Source organism: Stenotrophomonas sp. ATs4, from assembly GCF_051861585.1.
Lineage (GTDB): Bacteria > Pseudomonadota > Gammaproteobacteria > Xanthomonadales > Xanthomonadaceae > Stenotrophomonas > Stenotrophomonas maltophilia_AS.
In genome coordinates this window covers 1-14738 of the sequence record NZ_JBLYPK010000017.1, presented here as the reverse complement: position 1 = coordinate 14738, position 14738 = coordinate 1, and the positions used below count along the sequence as shown (strand labels likewise).

General features: G+C 66.9%; 13 protein-coding genes. 11 read left to right on the top strand and 2 right to left on the bottom strand.

The window, feature by feature from the left end; translation table 11 throughout:
• Nucleotides 1-5: 5 nt before the first annotated feature.
• The gene (locus ABR323_RS21205) at nt 6-722 is read left to right on the top strand and encodes a hypothetical protein (protein WP_135274668.1); all 717 of its coding nucleotides are present in this window, start codon (nt 6-8) and stop codon (nt 720-722) included.
• A gap of 8 nt (nt 723-730) precedes the next feature.
• Here ABR323_RS21205 and ABR323_RS21200 read toward each other — a convergent pair whose 3' ends face one another.
• Nucleotides 731-2038, bottom strand: a complete 1308-nt coding sequence (locus ABR323_RS21200) for a hypothetical protein (protein WP_439450722.1) — start codon at nt 2036-2038, stop codon at nt 731-733.
• A 76-nt stretch (nt 2039-2114) separates the two neighbouring features.
• On the opposite strand from ABR323_RS21200, the gene ABR323_RS21195 reads away from it, so the two are divergent.
• From ABR323_RS21195 to rnfB, 9 genes are all read left to right on the top strand, one after another.
• Nucleotides 2115-2798 carry a DUF502 domain-containing protein gene (locus ABR323_RS21195; RefSeq protein WP_006382401.1) on the top strand — a complete coding sequence of 228 codons (684 nt, stop codon included), beginning with the start codon at nt 2115-2117 and terminating at the stop codon, nt 2796-2798.
• The gene (locus tag ABR323_RS21190; protein WP_135274670.1) at nt 2795-3580 is read left to right on the top strand and encodes a queuosine precursor transporter; all 786 of its coding nucleotides are present in this window, start codon (nt 2795-2797) and stop codon (nt 3578-3580) included. Before ABR323_RS21195 ends, ABR323_RS21190 begins: the two co-directional genes overlap by 4 nt.
• Before the next feature lie 95 nt (nt 3581-3675).
• Nucleotides 3676-5616: a DUF885 domain-containing protein gene (locus ABR323_RS21185; protein WP_439450721.1), complete on the top strand. Its 1941-nt coding sequence runs from the start codon at nt 3676-3678 to the stop codon at nt 5614-5616.
• Nucleotides 5617-5632: 16 nt separating this feature from the next.
• Nucleotides 5633-6703, top strand: coding sequence for a serine hydrolase domain-containing protein (locus ABR323_RS21180; RefSeq protein ID WP_439450720.1), 1071 nt, complete (start codon nt 5633-5635; stop codon nt 6701-6703).
• Nucleotides 6700-7104: an SMU1112c/YaeR family gloxylase I-like metalloprotein gene (gene gloA2 / locus ABR323_RS21175; protein ID WP_439450719.1), complete on the top strand. Its 405-nt coding sequence runs from the start codon at nt 6700-6702 to the stop codon at nt 7102-7104. Before ABR323_RS21180 ends, gloA2 begins: the two co-directional genes overlap by 4 nt.
• 391 nt (nt 7105-7495) lie before the next feature.
• Nucleotides 7496-7939 carry a DUF2147 domain-containing protein gene (locus ABR323_RS21170; protein ID WP_046985605.1) on the top strand — a complete coding sequence of 148 codons (444 nt, stop codon included), beginning with the start codon at nt 7496-7498 and terminating at the stop codon, nt 7937-7939.
• Nucleotides 7940-8039: 100 nt separating this feature from the next.
• The gene (metG, locus tag ABR323_RS21165) at nt 8040-10121 is read left to right on the top strand and encodes a methionine--tRNA ligase (protein WP_439450718.1); all 2082 of its coding nucleotides are present in this window, start codon (nt 8040-8042) and stop codon (nt 10119-10121) included.
• 78 nt (nt 10122-10199) lie between these two features.
• Nucleotides 10200-10790, top strand: a complete 591-nt coding sequence (locus ABR323_RS21160) for an HAD family hydrolase (RefSeq protein WP_439450743.1) — start codon at nt 10200-10202, stop codon at nt 10788-10790.
• 24 nt (nt 10791-10814) lie between these two features.
• Nucleotides 10815-11228, top strand: a complete 414-nt coding sequence (gene rnfB / locus ABR323_RS21155) for an Rnf electron transport complex subunit RnfB (protein WP_439450717.1) — start codon at nt 10815-10817, stop codon at nt 11226-11228.
• Nucleotides 11229-11279: 51 nt separating this feature from the next.
• On the opposite strand, the gene ABR323_RS21150 is transcribed toward rnfB, so the two are convergent.
• Complete coding sequence (locus tag ABR323_RS21150) at nt 11280-11627, bottom strand: RidA family protein (RefSeq protein WP_005418155.1); 348 nt, start codon at nt 11625-11627, stop codon at nt 11280-11282.
• A gap of 192 nt (nt 11628-11819) precedes the next feature.
• Here ABR323_RS21150 and mprF point away from each other — a divergent pair, with 192 nt between their 5' ends.
• Nucleotides 11820-14384 (top strand): bifunctional lysylphosphatidylglycerol flippase/synthetase MprF, encoded by a 2565-nt coding sequence (mprF, locus tag ABR323_RS21145; protein ID WP_439450716.1) that lies wholly within the window; start codon nt 11820-11822, stop codon nt 14382-14384.
• Nucleotides 14385-14738: the final 354 nt, after the last annotated feature.

Here is a 14738-nt window from a genome sequence, read left to right as displayed (position 1 = left end):
CTCCGATGCGCCCGCTCGCTCTTGCTGCACTACTGACCCCGCTGTCCTTCGCAGCCCATGCGCTGGACCTGCCCCCGGTGCAGTACCCCACACTGCCGGCGCGGGCAGCCGATGCGGCCGGCTTCGTGCCCAATGGCTGGACGCTGGAATCCGAGCTGGAAGGCGACCTTGACCAGGACGGGCGCGCGGACCTGGTGCTGGTGCTGCGCCAGCAGGACCCGCGCAACGTCATCGAGCACGATGGCTTCGGCCCCTCGCCGTACGACAGCAACCCGCGCATTCTTGCGGTGGCATGGTCGCGCCCGTCCGGCTACGTGCTGGCGACACAGGATCATCAGCTGATTCCACGCCCGGAAAGTCCGGTAATGAGTGATCCGCTCGAAGACGGAGGTGTCAGCATCCAGCGCGGCACACTGAAGATCGCCTTGTTCTCCTTCGCCAGCGCAGGCAGCTGGTCGATGGGCACGACCGCCTTCACCTTCCGCTGGCAGGACGGTGCCTTCACCCTGATCGGCTACGACCGCGATTCGGTGATGCGCAATTCCGGGCAGACCGAATCGCTGAGCGTCAACTTCTCCACCCGCAAGGTGAAACAGGTTGAAGGCAACATCGAGACCGATACCGACCGCGTGCGCTGGCAGCCGCTGCGCAGCAGCCGACGCTGGACGCTTGAGACGGTCGGCGACGGCTGGGCGTTCGATCCATTGGCCGGCGCCGGTTGAACCTGCCCTCAGTCGCGTGCAGCGGCTGAAGGCGCAGCTACGGTCAGCGGTACCGACAGCCAGGCGCTTTCATCATTGCTGCGGAGTGCCGAGCGGCGTGGCACCTGCAATCGGCGGCCATCGGCCGACAGCTGCGGTGCACGCACCGACGAGCGGAACTGCGCCGGCAGCCGTTGCAGTGCATCGGCCGGATCTCCCGCCTGCTGCCGCAGCCAGCGTTGCGCGCCCAGCAGGCGCAGCATCGCTGCAGCGTCCTGGCTCCGGGACGAATATGCCGGATAGATCGGTGCCGCGATGTCGGTCAATACACAGCCCATGACATTGGACAGGCAACCAAAATCCCGCTGCAGGGGCGCCTGCACCGGCAACGGCCGATCCGCTTCCAGCGCAGCCATCGCGGCGGCACCACAGGCCCAGCCAAGATTGCCGGCAACACGTGCCAGGGTACTGCCGCGGTCCAGCACCAGGACGCCACCGAATTCACGGGTGGAGGAATCGATCATTGCCCGGCTCATTGCATACTCACCCTGCATCGCACGGCACAGGCTCTGCTCCTCGGCCAGCATCGGCTGCATCGCGTGCTCGCACGCGGCTGGCAGGGGATGGTCGGCCGGCAGCTCGACCAGCATGTCGGCCAGCAGCTGTGCATTGGCCTGGACCAGGCTGGCGCCGATCATGCTCTCGACCAGATAGCTGCCTCCGGGCACCAGCCGCCGGCCAAGCTGCAGCCCAAGGCAGCCGCCACGCAGGGCACCATCGATGTCGCCCTGTGCGTAGGCCAGCGCGCGGGCGCTGGTGGCATCGACGATCAGACCGTAGGCCGGCAGCGGCACCAGGCTGCCATCTCCCCTGGGCGGGAACGGCGATTGGAAGTAGTCCGCCGTGGCCAGCTGATCCAGCCGCGCATGCAGCCGATCATGGCCGGCGTGGGCATCAACGAAGCGCTTGGGATCGGCACGCACCTGGGAGAGGCAGTCGCTGGCAGTCGGTCCGCAGCTAGCACCCGGCCGCGGGTGCAACGGCACCGGTCCGGCATCCGGATCCGGTTGTGCTGCAACACCTTCACCGGCCTGCCAGCGTCGAACATCCTCGGCCAATGCCTGTTCACGCTGGCCGGCGTCCAGACCGTCATACCGCAGCGTCCACAGCAATGCGTAGCCGTTGCGCCCGGTGGCCGGCAGGCGCGCCTCCAGCCGCTGCTGCGCCTGCAGCCGCGATTCGGGCACCGGCCACATGCGCGAGGCGCACCACACCACGATGGCCAGCACCAGCAGGCCTGCCAGGGTCCAGCCCAGTCCGCGCAGAATCTTCAACACAGCTTCCCTTCCATGTGCCGTTGCCGTAGCCGATTTCGCAGCGTAATCGACCGGCAGTGACCGCTACAATGCGCGCATGTCGCTCGAAGCCCCCGCCCTGGTCCCCCGCCCCTCCCTGCAGCGCCTGTTCCTGACCGGCCTGCTGACCCTGTTGCCGATCTGGCTGACCTGGGTTGTGGTCAAATTCGTGTTCGTGCTGCTGTCGGGCATTTCCAGCCCGCTGGTGGTGCCACTGTCCGAGCAGATCGCGACAAACTTCCCCCATTACCTGGGTTGGGTCCGTGCCGAGTGGATCCAGGACACCATCGCCCTGCTCGCCACCCTGCTGGTGATCCTGGCGGTGGGCGTGGCCAGCCGCCGCGTGCTCGGCCAGCGCCTGCTGCGCTGGGTGGGTGCGGTCATCAAGCGCATTCCGCTGGCCAGCATCATCTACGACAGCGCCAAGAAGCTGCTGGACATGCTGCAGACCGAACCGGGCAGCACCCAGCGCGTGGTGCTGATCGACTTCCCGCACCGCGACATGAAATCGGTGGGCCTGGTCACCCGCGTGATCAAGGAACACGGCACCGACCGTGAGCTGGCCGCGGTGTATGTGCCGACCACACCGAACCCGACCTCGGGCTATCTGGAAATCGTGCCGGTCGAACTGCTCACTCCAACCGACTGGACCGTTGACCAGGCGATGAGCTTCATCATCTCCGGCGGTGCCGTTGCGCCACCCACCGTGCCGTTCACCCGCGCCGGCGATCGCGCCGAATGACCGTGGCGCCGATCGAGCGCCCGCTGCACGACCGTGCGGTCCTGCTGTTCATCGTGCTGGCCGCGTTCTTCTGCGGCAACGCGGTGCTGGCAGAACTGATCGGGGTCAAGATCTTCGCGCTGGAAGACACGCTCGGCATCGATCCGCTGAACTGGAACCTGTTCGGCCAGACCGGCTCGCTCAGCTTCACCGCCGGCACCCTGCTGTGGCCGGTGGTGTTCATCATGACCGACACCATCAACGAGTTCTTCGGCAAGCGCGGCGTGCGCTTCATCTCGTGGCTGGCGGTGGTGCTGATCGGCTACGGCTTCCTGTTCGCCTTCGCGGCCATTTCGCTGGCACCGGCCAGCTGGTGGGTCACCTCGATGAATGGCCACGGCGTGCCCGACTACCAGGCCGCATTCGCGGCGGTGTTCGGCCAGGGCATGTGGACCATTGCCGGTTCGCTGGTGGCGTTCCTGCTCGGCCAGTTGATCGACGTAGCGGTGTTCCACCGCATCCGCCAGGCCACCGGCGAACGCCATGTGTGGCTGCGTGCGACCGGCTCGACAGCGGTCTCGCAGGTGGTGGACAGCTTCGTGGTGATCTGGATCGCCTTCGTGCTTGGACCACAGCATTGGCCAACCTCGCTGTTCCTGGCGGTCAGCAGCGTCAACTACATCTACAAGATGGGTTTTGCGATTGCGCTGATTCCGCTGCTGTACCTGATGCGGCGGGCCATCACCCGCTATCTGGGCGCCGATCGCGCGGCTGCATTGCGTGCCGCCGCCGCGGCTGACTGAAGCCCCAGCGCCATCAAGCTGACTGCGCCTTCACGCTGGCCGTACGCGCGCGGATCGTGCAAGCTCCACGGTCTGTGTTCCACGGAAGCTTCTTGATGCCGCATTCCCCCCGCGTCCTGGCCGCCGCCATTGCCGCGTTGTTCCTGTTCAGCGCCGTTCCGCCGGCCGAAGCAGCGAAGAAGAAGGCCAGCCGTCCTGCCGCCGCGCAGACCCGCCAGGCTGCCAAGCCCAAAGCCAGGCCCGCCCGCGCCACCGCGCCGGCCCGCGGCAGTTCGGCGCGCCGCGCTGCGCCGCGTCCGGTCGCACCGGCCCGTGCCGTGCCCAAGCAGGTGCAGCTGGAGCGCCTGTATGACGAATACTGGGATGCCTCGATGCGGTTGAACCCGCTGCAGGCCACCTTCCAGGGCGAAACCCGCTACAACGACCAGCTGCCCAACATCCTGTCCGCCACCTGGCGCCAGCAGTCGCACGACTTCACCACCGAGTGGTTGGGCAAAGTCGAAAAACTGGGCAATGACGGCCTGCAGGGCCAGGACCTGCTCAGCTACGAGATCTTCGTGCGCGATGCGCGCGCCTCGCTGGCCGCCGAGCGTTACCCGAGCTGGATGATGCCGATCAGCCAGTACTACAACGTCGGCAGCATCATGGCGATCCTCGGCTCCGGCGCCGGCGCACAGCCGTTCAATACCGTGCAGGACTACGACACCTGGTCGCGCCGCTCGCTGGGCATTCCCGAGCTGTTCGACCAGGCCATCGACAACATGCGCCAGGGCGTGAAGGCCGGCGTGGTGCAACCGCGCGACCTGATGGAAAAGGTGCTGCCGCAGCTGGATGCGGTGATCAAGCCGAGTGCGGAAGAGAGCATCTTCTGGTCGCCGATCCGCACCATGCCGAACACCATCGCGGCCGAGGACAAGGCGCGCATCAGTGCCGAATACAAGCGCATGATCGAACTTCGCATCATGCCGGCTTACCGTGCCCTGCGCGGCTTCATCGCCACCGAGTACCTGCCAGCCACCCGTGCCAGCAGCGGCCTGGGCGCATTGCCCGATGGCCAGGCCTGGTATGCCAACCTGATCGTGCAGACCACCGCCAGCGAGCAGACCGCCGCGCAGCTGCATGCGCTGGGCGAACAGCGCGTACAGGAGCTGCAGGCACAGATTGCCACGGTGATGAAGGACGCCAAGCTGCGCGGCACGCCGTCCAAGCTGCTGCGCAGCATGCGCAACGACCGCCAGTTCCAGTACAGCGACGCCAACGCATTGATCAACCGCTACCGCCAGGTGCAGCAGCAGGTCAACGCGCGCCTGCCGCAGGTACTGGATACCCTGCCCAAGTCCACGCTGGAAGTACGCGCCGTGGAACCTGACCGTGCGCTCACCTCCGCTGCGGCGGCCTACCAACCGTCGCCGGCCGGGCAGCCTGGCCTGCTGTACGTCAATACCCGCGACCTGCCCAGCCGCAAGCGCTGGAGCGTGCCGGTGCAGTACCTGCATGAAGCCATTCCTGGCCACCATGTGCAGCTGGGCCTGCAGCAGGAACTGGCCAAGCTGCCGCGCTTCCGCCGCCTGGGTGGCGATCTCGCCTTCGTCGAAGGGTGGGGCCTGTATGCCGAAACGCTGGGCGAGAACCTCGGCATCTACACCGATCCCTACGACCGCATCGGCTACCTGTATTCGCGCCTGCTGCGTGCCGCCCGCGTGGTGGCCGATACCGGCGTGAACGCGCAGGGCTGGAGCAAGCAGCAGGCGGTGGCCTACCTGCAGAAAACCGTGGACATGAGCAGCGACGACGCCAACGCCGAAGTCGAGCGGATCATGGCCCAGCCCGGCCAGGCGCTGTCCAACGTGGCCGGCCTGACCACCATCGTGGCCCTGCGCGACAAGGCCAAGGCACAGCAGGGCGCAGCCTTTGACCTGCGCCGTTTCCACGCCGAACTGCTGAAGGACGGGTCGATGCCCTTGGACGTGCTGAGTCGCAAGATGGAGCGCTGGATGGCGCAGCCGGCCAGCACCACACCGGCCCCTTCACCCTGACCCTTCCGGAGCCGCCATGCGCCCTGCCGTCGCCCTGTTCGCCGTCGTGCTGGGCCTGCTGCCAGTGGCGGGCTCCGCCGCACCGGTGCTGACCCCACCGGATGCGGGCATCGACGGCCTGATGCAGGCCTACGACGGCCAGGTACCCGGTGCTGCGGTACTGGTACTGCACGACGGGCAACCGGTGTTCCGCCGCGGCTACGGCCTGGCGGTAGTGGAAGACGGTACTGCGGTCACCGCGGCCAGCAACTTCCGGCTGGCCTCGGTCAGCAAGCAGTTCACCGCCGCGGCGGTGCTGCTGCTGGTGGAGGACGGCCGTCTGGGGCTGGATCAGCCGGCCCGGCGCTGGCTGCCCGAACTGCCCTCGTCCGCCGCGACCATCACGATCCGGCAGCTGCTCTCGCACACCAGCGGCCTGCTCGACTACGAAGACCTGATGGATCCGGCTGATCCTCGGCAGGTGCACGACGCCGACGTGCTGGCCCTGCTGTCGCACCAGGACCGTCTGAATTTCGCACCCAGCACGCAGTATCGCTACAGCAACAGCGGCTATGCGCTGCTGGCGCTGATCGTCGGCCGCGCTTCCGGCCAGGAATTCGCCACCTTCCTGCAGCAGCGCATCTTCCGCCCGCTGGGCATGGCCCACACCGTGGCCCACCAGGACGGCGTCGACACGGTCGACGCGCGCGCCTATGGCTACAGCCGCATCGATGGCCACTGGCAGCGCACCGATCAAAGCACCACCAGCGCCGTGCTCGGCGATGGCGGCATCTACTCCTCGCTGGATGATCTGGCCCGCTGGGATGCAGCGCTGTATGACGACCGCCTGCTGTCGAAGGCCTCGCGCCGTGCAATGTTCAGCCCGGCCACATCGACGTCCGAAGCCGACGTGCCGCACTACGGCTTCGGCTGGCGCCTGAATGGCCCGGTGCAATGGCACAGCGGCGAGAGCACCGGCTTCCGCAACGTGATCGTGCGCCACCCGGAAAAACACCTGACCGTGATCGTGCTGACCAACCGCAACGATCCCGAACCCTATCCGCTGGCGCAGAAGATCGCCCAGCGCTGGCTGGACACCCTGCAATGACTTCCGATGCCGACGCCCTGCTGGGCATCCATCACGCCGCACTGATCTGCAGCGACTATGCGCGCTCCAAGGATTTCTACGTGCGCATCCTCGGCCTGCGCGTACTGGCCGAGAACCACCGCGCCGCACGCGATTCCTGGAAGCTGGATCTGGCCCTGCCCGACGGAAGCCAACTGGAACTGTTCTCCTTCCCATCGCCGCCCGCCCGTCCCAGCCGCCCGGAAGCCCAGGGCCTGCGCCACCTCGCCTTCCGGGTGGCTGCACTGGAACCCTTCATCCAGCGCCTGGCCGCACATGGTGTCGCGTGCGAACCGATCCGCGTGGACGAATACACCGGCCGCCGCTTCACCTTCTTCGCCGACCCCGACGACCTGCCGCTGGAGCTGTACGAAGTCGGTTGACTGCTCCGGGGTCAGATCCCTTTTCCGCTGGAAAAGGGATCTGACCCCGCATTCCCGCGGTATGTCGTATCCACGCATGGCGTGGATCTACCGTGTCGACCAAGGTCGACACCTACCAACAGCCGCAGAAACCTGTCAGAGGTGGGGCGGTGTGGGTGGGCAGGACCGTTGGCGCCATGGATGGCGCCATCGAGCCCCCAGGGATGGGTTTACGGCGTGTCCTGCCCACCCACACCGCCCCGCCATCCTAGGGAATCCCGCCGCTGCCGTTGCTGTTGCCTCTGCAGGTGCAGGGCGCAGCCCTGCAAAGCCCCCTTCCCCATACCCCGCCGAATGGGTATACAGTCGATCCATACCGGCACCGTGCCGGAATGAACCCTGGGAGGGGACCATGCGCAAGACCTTCAAGACCCTGCTGCTGGCGTTGCCGCTGTGCCTGGCCGCCCTGTCGGCACAGGCTGCCGACGGCGCCGCCGGCCGCTGGAAGACCATCGACGACAAGACCGGCAAGGTGAAGTCGATCGTCGAAATCACCCAGGCCGCCAACGGCACGCTGTCCGGCAAGGTGGTCGACATCCTGCACTCGGACAAGGGCCCGAACCCGGTCTGCGACGGATGTGAAGGCGCCAACAAGAACAAGCCGGTCAAGGGCATGACCATCCTCTGGAACCTGAAGGCCGATGGCGCCAACAAGTGGTCCGGCGGCACCATCCTCGACCCGGCCAACGGCAAGACCTACAAGTCGAAGATGGAACTGCAGGCCGGCGGCACCAAGCTGGACGTGTCCGGCTGCATCGCCTTCATCTGCCGCGCACAGACCTGGCAGCGCGAATAAGCCCCAGGCCCACGGCAGCCCCTCGTGACCCGGCCCCGGCCGGGTCACTGCGTTGCGGGCATGCGATAATCCCCGGTCCCCTCGGCTTCACCCCGTGACCATGACCCGTACCGCGCTCGTCACCACCGCCCTGCCCTATGCCAACGGCCCGCTGCACCTGGGCCATCTGGTCGGCTACATCCAGGCTGACATCTGGGTGCGCGCGCGTCGAATGAGCGGCGGCAAGGCCTGGTTCGTGTGCGCCGACGATACCCACGGCACCCCGATCATGCTGGCGGCCGAGAAGGCCGGGGTCACCCCGGAAACCTTCATCGCCAACATCCAGGCCAGCCACGAGCGCGATTTCGCTGCCTTTGGCGTCGCCTTCGACCATTACGACTCGACCAACTCGGCGGCCAACAAGGCGCTGACCGAGCAGTTCTACCTGAAGCTGGAAGCAGCTGGCCACATCAGCCGCCGTTCGGTGGCGCAGTTCTACGACCCGGCCAAGGGCATGTTCCTGCCCGACCGCTACGTCAAGGGCATCTGCCCCAACTGCGGCAGCGCCGACCAGTACGGCGACAACTGCGAAGTCTGCGGTGCCACCTACGCGCCGACCGACCTGAAGGAGCCGCGTTCGGTCATCTCCGGTGCCACGCCTGAAATGCGCGATTCGGAGCACTTCTTCTTCGAGGTCGGCCACTTCGATGGCTTCCTGCGCGACTGGCTGGCGGGCGACGTCGCCCTGCCCGGCGTGAAGGCCAAGCTCGGTGAATGGCTCAATGCCGAAGGTGGCCTGCGCGCATGGGACATCTCACGCGATGCGCCGTACTTCGGTTTCGAGATTCCCGGCCAGCCGGGCAAGTACTTCTACGTCTGGCTGGATGCGCCGATCGGCTATCTGTCCAGCTTCCAGACCCTGTGCGGGAAGATCGGCGAAGACTTCGAGGCGCATCTGCGCGCCGGCACCAGCACCGAGCTGCACCACTTCCTTGGCAAGGACATCGTCAACTTCCATGGCCTTTTCTGGCCGGCGGTGCTGCACGGCACCGGCCACCGCGCGCCGACCCGCCTGCACGTCAACGGTTACCTGACCGTGGACGGCGCCAAGATGAGCAAGTCGCGCGGCACCTTCGTGATGGCCCGGACCTTCCTCGATGCCGGCCTGGAACCGGAGGCACTGCGCTACTACTTCGCCGCCAAGTCCGGTGGTGGTGTTGACGATCTTGACCTGAACCTGGGTGACTTCATCGCCCGCGTCAACGCCGACCTGGTCGGAAAATTCGTCAACCTGGCCAGCCGCTGCGCCGGCTTCATCAGCAAGCGGTTCGACGGCCTGCTGGCCGCACAGCTGCCCGATGCGGCGCAATACCAGCGCTTCGTCGATGGTCTGGCGCCCATCCGTGAAGCCTACGAGCGCAACGACCCGGCTGCGGCGATCCGCCTGACCATGACCCTGGCCGATGAAGCCAACCGCTACATCGATGATGTGAAGCCGTGGGTCATCGCCAAGCAGGAAGGCGCCGACGCACAGCTGCAGGCCGTGTGCAGCCAGGGCCTGAACCTGTTCCGCGTGCTGGTCACCGCCCTGAAGCCGGTGCTGCCGGCCACCGCCGCACAGGCCGAGGCCTTCCTGGCCGCGCCGGTGAACGACTGGACCGAACTGGCGCAGCCGCTGCTCGGCCACCACATCACCGATTACACCCCGCTGTTCACCCGTATCGACCCGAAGAAGATTGACGCCATGATCGACGCCTCCAAGGACACCCTGCAGCCGGCCGCCGCTGCCGCTCCCGCCGCCAAGACCGAAGCGGTCAAGCCGGCCGCACCGGCACCGGCCAAGGACGAAACCAAGGGCGCCGACGCCCCGGCCTACATCGGCATCGACGACTTCGCCAAGCTCGACCTGCGCATCGGCAAGGTGCTGGTGTGCGAGTTCGTGGAAGGTTCGGACAAGCTGCTGCGTTTCGAACTGGACGCCGGCGAGCTGGGCAAGCGCCAGATCTTCTCCGGCATCCGCGCCAGTTATGCCGAGCCGGAAAAGCTGGTCGGCCGCAGCGTGGTGTTCATCGCCAACCTGGCCCCGCGCAAGATGCGCTTCGGCCTGAGCGAAGGCATGATCCTGTCGGCCGGTTTCGACGGCGGCGCACTGGCGCTGCTGGACGCCGACAGCGGCGCGCAGCCGGGCATGCCGGTCCGCTGATGCCTGCAGCGGGCGTGGCCACGGCAGCGCCCGCCGACAGCACCGGCCACCGGAGGCAACGCGATGGGAAGCAACGGAATGGAACTGGCGCTGTTCGACTTCGACCACACCGTGACCACCTGCGATACCTATGGCCGTTTCCTGCGCCGCGTGGCCACCGCCGAACAACTGGCGCAGGCGTGGTGGAAGATCGGCCCATGGCTGGCCGCGTACAAGCTGAAACTGATCTCGGCCGAACGCATCCGCGCACGCGTCACCCGCCTGACGTTCCGCGACCGCCACAGCGATGACATCGCCACGCTGGCGGCCGGCTTCTCGCGTGAGTTCCTGCCCGACGTGGTGCGCCCGGAAATGCTGGAGCAGATCCGCTGGCACAAGGAACAGCAGCACACCGTGGTGATCGTGTCCGGCTCGCTGGACCTGTACCTGCGGCCGTGGTGCGAACAGCTGGGCCTGCAGTTGATCTGCAACCGGCTGGAAAGCCAGGACGGCCGCCTGACCGGTCGCTATGCTGATGGTGATTGCGGCCCGCGCAAGGTCGATCACATCCGCCGCCAGTTCGATCTGTCGCGCTACGTGCGCATCCATGCCTACGGTGACAGTTCCGAAGACAAGCCGATGCTGGCACTGGCCCACGAGCGCTGGTTCCGTGGCAAACCCCTGAAGTAACCCAACGCGCAGCCTTCGCCACGCATGAGCCTGATTCCGCCCCTGACCGAACGCCTCGACCGCCTGTTGCCGCAGACCCAATGCGGGCAATGCGGCTACGACGGCTGCCGCCCGTACGCGCAGGCGATGGCATGTGGCGAGGTGGGCGTGGACCGCTGCCCGCCCGGTGGCGATGCCGGAGCGCGTGCACTGGCGCAGGTATTGGGCGTACAGGCCATTCCGTTCGACCGATCGCGCGGTGAGCACAAGGCGCCGCAGGTGGCGTCGATCGTGGAAGCCGACTGCATCGGCTGCACCAAATGCATCCAGGCCTGTCCGGTGGATGCCATCGTCGGCGGCGCCAAGTACATGCACACCGTGATTGCCGATCTGTGCACCGGCTGCGAACTGTGCATCCCGCCGTGCCCGGTGGACTGCATCGAGCTGCTGCAGCTGTAACGGGGTCAGATGACTTTTCCAGAGGAAAAGGGATCTGACCCCGCACGACGGTTACGGCACGGCTGCCGTCACTACGATCTCGACCTTCCACTCGGCGTGGGCCAGCTTGGCTTCGAACGTTGCGCGGGCCGGGGTCGCGCCCTCGACCACCCACTCGTCCCACGCCTTGTTCATGCCATCGAAATCGGCGATGTCGGCGAGGAAGACTTCCGCACGCAGCACGTGCTGGCGATCACTGGCCACCAGCGCCAGCAGCTTGTCGATTTCCGCCAGCACCTGCCGGGTCTGGCCGGTGATGTCCTGGCTGGTGTCTTCCGGAATCTGGCCGGAGAGATAGGCGACCTTGTTGTACACGGTCATTTCGGACATGCGCGGTCCGACGTCGTAACGCTCCATCATGGGCGTGGCTCCTGCGGGTGATCAGGCCTGCATTGTCCTCCAAACCGGCCAGTGGTGGGGGCATGGGTGCCCTGCGCGCGATGTCACTGCCAGGCCGCGACAGTTCCGCTGGTCAAATGCCGGTGACAGGCGCACGATGCGCCACGCCCGCGTTGACACCGCCCTCGCCCTTCCTGCCGCACCCTTGCGCCGATGACCGCCCCTACCGATTCCGCTGCAGCCGCTTCCACGCCCGCCTGGAAGCGAGTCGCCACCATTGTCATCCCGCTGCTGATCCTGGCACTGGCCCTGCATGGCCTGGCCGGTGAGTTCGACGAGCACGGCTACCGTGCGATCCGCCAGGCCTTCCGCCAGCTCAGTGGCACCCAGATCGCACTAACCGTGGTGCTCGGCCTGGCCAGCTATGCCTGTCTGATCGGCTTCGACGCCATCGGTCTTCGCCGCAGCGGCATCCGCGTGCATCCGGCACGCATCGGCATCACCGCTTTCCTGGCGCATACGCTGGGCCAGACCGTGGGCTTTGCCGCATTGACCGGCGGCGCGGTACGTCTGCGCGGCTACCGCAGCGCTGGCCTGGACCTGGCGCAGATCGGCCAGGTGGTGCTGATGAGCACGCTCGGCTTCGTATTCGGTGCATGGCTGTTGATCAGCGTGGCCCTGTGCATGGAGCCGGCAGCGGCGGCGCTGGCATTACCGTTGAATCCGGATGCGGTGCGCGTGGTCGGCATCGTCGCCTTGCTCGCATTCCTGGGCACCGTGCTGCTGGTCGGCCGCGAGGGACGGCAGTTCAGCGTGTTCGGCCATGCACTGTGGCTGCCCGACCGCCGCACCATGCTCGGCGTCACCGTGCTCAGCGTCATCGAACTGGTGCTGGCCAGTGCTGCGTTCTATGTGCTGCTGCCCGACTCCACGCCCACCGGCCTGCCCGGCTTCGTCGGCCTGTACCTGGTGGCGGTGCTGGCAGGCCTGGTCTCGACCGTACCGGCGGGCCTGGGCGTGTTCGAGTGGAGCCTGCTGAAGCTGCTGCCACAGGTGGCACCCGCGGCGGTGCTGGCCGCGGCGCTGATCTACCGCGTCACCTACTACGTGCTGCCGCTGGTGCTGGCCACCCTGCTTGCCCTCGCGCCAGCGCTGCGGCAACCGCTGCAGGCCAGTGCCGGGGCAACCCGCGCCGGCTGGAACGCACTGCGCCCGTGGCTGCCGCAGATCATTGCGCTGGCGGTGTTCAGCATCGGTGCCGCGCTGGTCATCGATGGCACGCTGCCAACACCACGCCGTCACCTGGTCGGTGCCTCGCTGCCGATCCTGGAGACCTCACACCTGATCGGCAGTCTCAGCGGCGTTGCGCTGCTGCTGATCGGCCAGGGCCTGGCGCGGCGCAGCCATGCTGCGTGGATGCTGGCGATGGCGGTATGCGTGATCACTCCGCTGCCGTTGTGGCTGCGCGGAGGCCAACTGCTGATCGCCGTATCTGCGCTGCTGGTGGCGATGGCGCTGTGGGCCGCACGCCGCGAGTTCTACCGCCAGGGTGCCTTGCTGGACGAAGCCTGGTCCTGGCCGTGGCTGCGCAACCTCGGCCTGGTGCTGGTGGCGGTCACCTGGCTGCTGTTCTTTACCTACAGCCACGTCGAATACCAGAACGAGCTGTGGTGGCAGTTCGCGGTGTCGGGCAATGCACCGCGCGCGCTGCGTGCATTGCTGGTGGTAGCCATCGCGCTGGTGATGTTTGGCCTGGCGCGGTTGCTGCACAGCACGCGCAGCCCACTGCAACCCGCCGACGAGGCCACGCTGCAGTCATTGGCACCGGTGCTGGCCGGCGCTACCGATACCCAGGCCTGCCTGGTGCTGACGGCCGACAAGGCGGTGCTGCGCGATGATGCCAAGCAGGGCTTCGTGATGATGCAGCGCTATGGCGGTTCGCTGATCGCGATGGGCGATCCGGTCGGTCCACCGGAGGTGGCGCGCGCCTTGATCTGGCGCTTCCGCGAAGAAGCAGATCGGCTCGGGCTGCGCCCGGTGTTCTACCAGGTTGGTGAAACCTACTGGCAGACCTACCTCGACCTCGGCCTGGGCCTGGTCAAGCTGGGTGAAGAAGCGATGGTGCCGCTGCATGACTTCGGCCTGGAGGGGCGCGAACGTGCCGACCTGCGCCAGGCCTGGAACCGCGGCAAGCGCGGCGGCCTGTCATTCCGCGTGGCGTCGGTGGAAGAAATTCCCAGCCTGCTGCCGCGCCTGCATGCAATTTCCAATGCATGGCTGGAAGACAAGTCTGGCGATGAGAAGGGCTTCTCGCTGGGTAGCTACGACCCGGATTACCTGGTGCGCTTCCCGGTGGCGCTGGTCGAGGCCGAAGGCCAGATCGTGGCGTTCGCCAACCTGTGGCAGGCACCGGCCGGTGCGGAGCTGTCGGTGGACCTGATGCGCCACGTCAACGAAGCGCCGAAGGGCACGATGGACTTCCTCTTCATCGAGCTGTTCCTGTGGGGCCGCGCCCAGGGCTATGCACGCTTCTCGCTGGGCATGGCGCCGTTGTCCGGGCTGGCGCAGCACCGGCTGGCCGGTCGCTGGAACCGCTTGGCCGGCCTGCTGGCGCGGCATGGCGAGCGCTTCTACGGGTTCAGTGGCCTGCGCCGTTTCAAGTCGAAGTTCGATCCGCAATGGCGGCCACGCTATCTGGCCGCGCCCGGCGGCATGCACCTGCCGGCCGCGCTGCTGGATGCCACGCGCCTGATCTCGCTGGACCCGCGGCGCAACTGACGCCGCGATCCGCCGGGCATGGCCCGGCGCTACACACCGCCTGGCAGGTGTCGACCTTGGTCGACACGCTCAAGCGCCGACCAAGGTCGGCATCCACCAACAGCGGTCGAGCATGGCCCGCCGCTACACACCGCCTGGTAGGTGTCGACCTTGGTCGACACGCTCAAACGCCGACCAAGGTCGGCCTCTACCAACAGCGGTCGGGCATGGCCCGGCGCTACATCCCGCCTGGTAGGTGTCGACCTTGGTCGACACGCTCAAGCGCCGACCAAGGTCGGCATCCACCAACAGCGGTCGGCATGGCCCGGCGCTACACACCGCCTGGTAGGTGTCGACCTTGGTCGACACGCTCAA

What these genes read in the sequence shown, in the direction of transcription:
- ABR323_RS21205 (WP_135274668.1), top strand. Translation starts at nt 6, where the DNA reads ATGCGCCCGCTCGCTCTTGCTGCACTACTGACCCCGCTGTCCTTCGCA.
- ABR323_RS21195 (WP_006382401.1), top strand. Translation starts at nt 2,115, where the DNA reads ATGTCGCTCGAAGCCCCCGCCCTGGTCCCCCGCCCCTCCCTGCAGCGC.
- ABR323_RS21190 (WP_135274670.1), top strand. Translation starts at nt 2,795, where the DNA reads ATGACCGTGGCGCCGATCGAGCGCCCGCTGCACGACCGTGCGGTCCTG.
- ABR323_RS21185 (WP_439450721.1), top strand. Translation starts at nt 3,676, where the DNA reads ATGCCGCATTCCCCCCGCGTCCTGGCCGCCGCCATTGCCGCGTTGTTC.
- ABR323_RS21180 (WP_439450720.1), top strand. Translation starts at nt 5,633, where the DNA reads ATGCGCCCTGCCGTCGCCCTGTTCGCCGTCGTGCTGGGCCTGCTGCCA.
- gloA2 (WP_439450719.1), top strand. Translation starts at nt 6,700, where the DNA reads ATGACTTCCGATGCCGACGCCCTGCTGGGCATCCATCACGCCGCACTG.
- ABR323_RS21170 (WP_046985605.1), top strand. Translation starts at nt 7,496, where the DNA reads ATGCGCAAGACCTTCAAGACCCTGCTGCTGGCGTTGCCGCTGTGCCTG.
- metG (WP_439450718.1), top strand. Translation starts at nt 8,040, where the DNA reads ATGACCCGTACCGCGCTCGTCACCACCGCCCTGCCCTATGCCAACGGC.
- ABR323_RS21160 (WP_439450743.1), top strand. Translation starts at nt 10,200, where the DNA reads ATGGAACTGGCGCTGTTCGACTTCGACCACACCGTGACCACCTGCGAT.
- rnfB (WP_439450717.1), top strand. Translation starts at nt 10,815, where the DNA reads ATGAGCCTGATTCCGCCCCTGACCGAACGCCTCGACCGCCTGTTGCCG.
- ABR323_RS21150 (WP_005418155.1), bottom strand. Translation starts at nt 11,627, where the DNA reads ATGATGGAGCGTTACGACGTCGGACCGCGCATGTCCGAAATGACCGTG.
- mprF (WP_439450716.1), top strand. Translation starts at nt 11,820, where the DNA reads ATGACCGCCCCTACCGATTCCGCTGCAGCCGCTTCCACGCCCGCCTGG.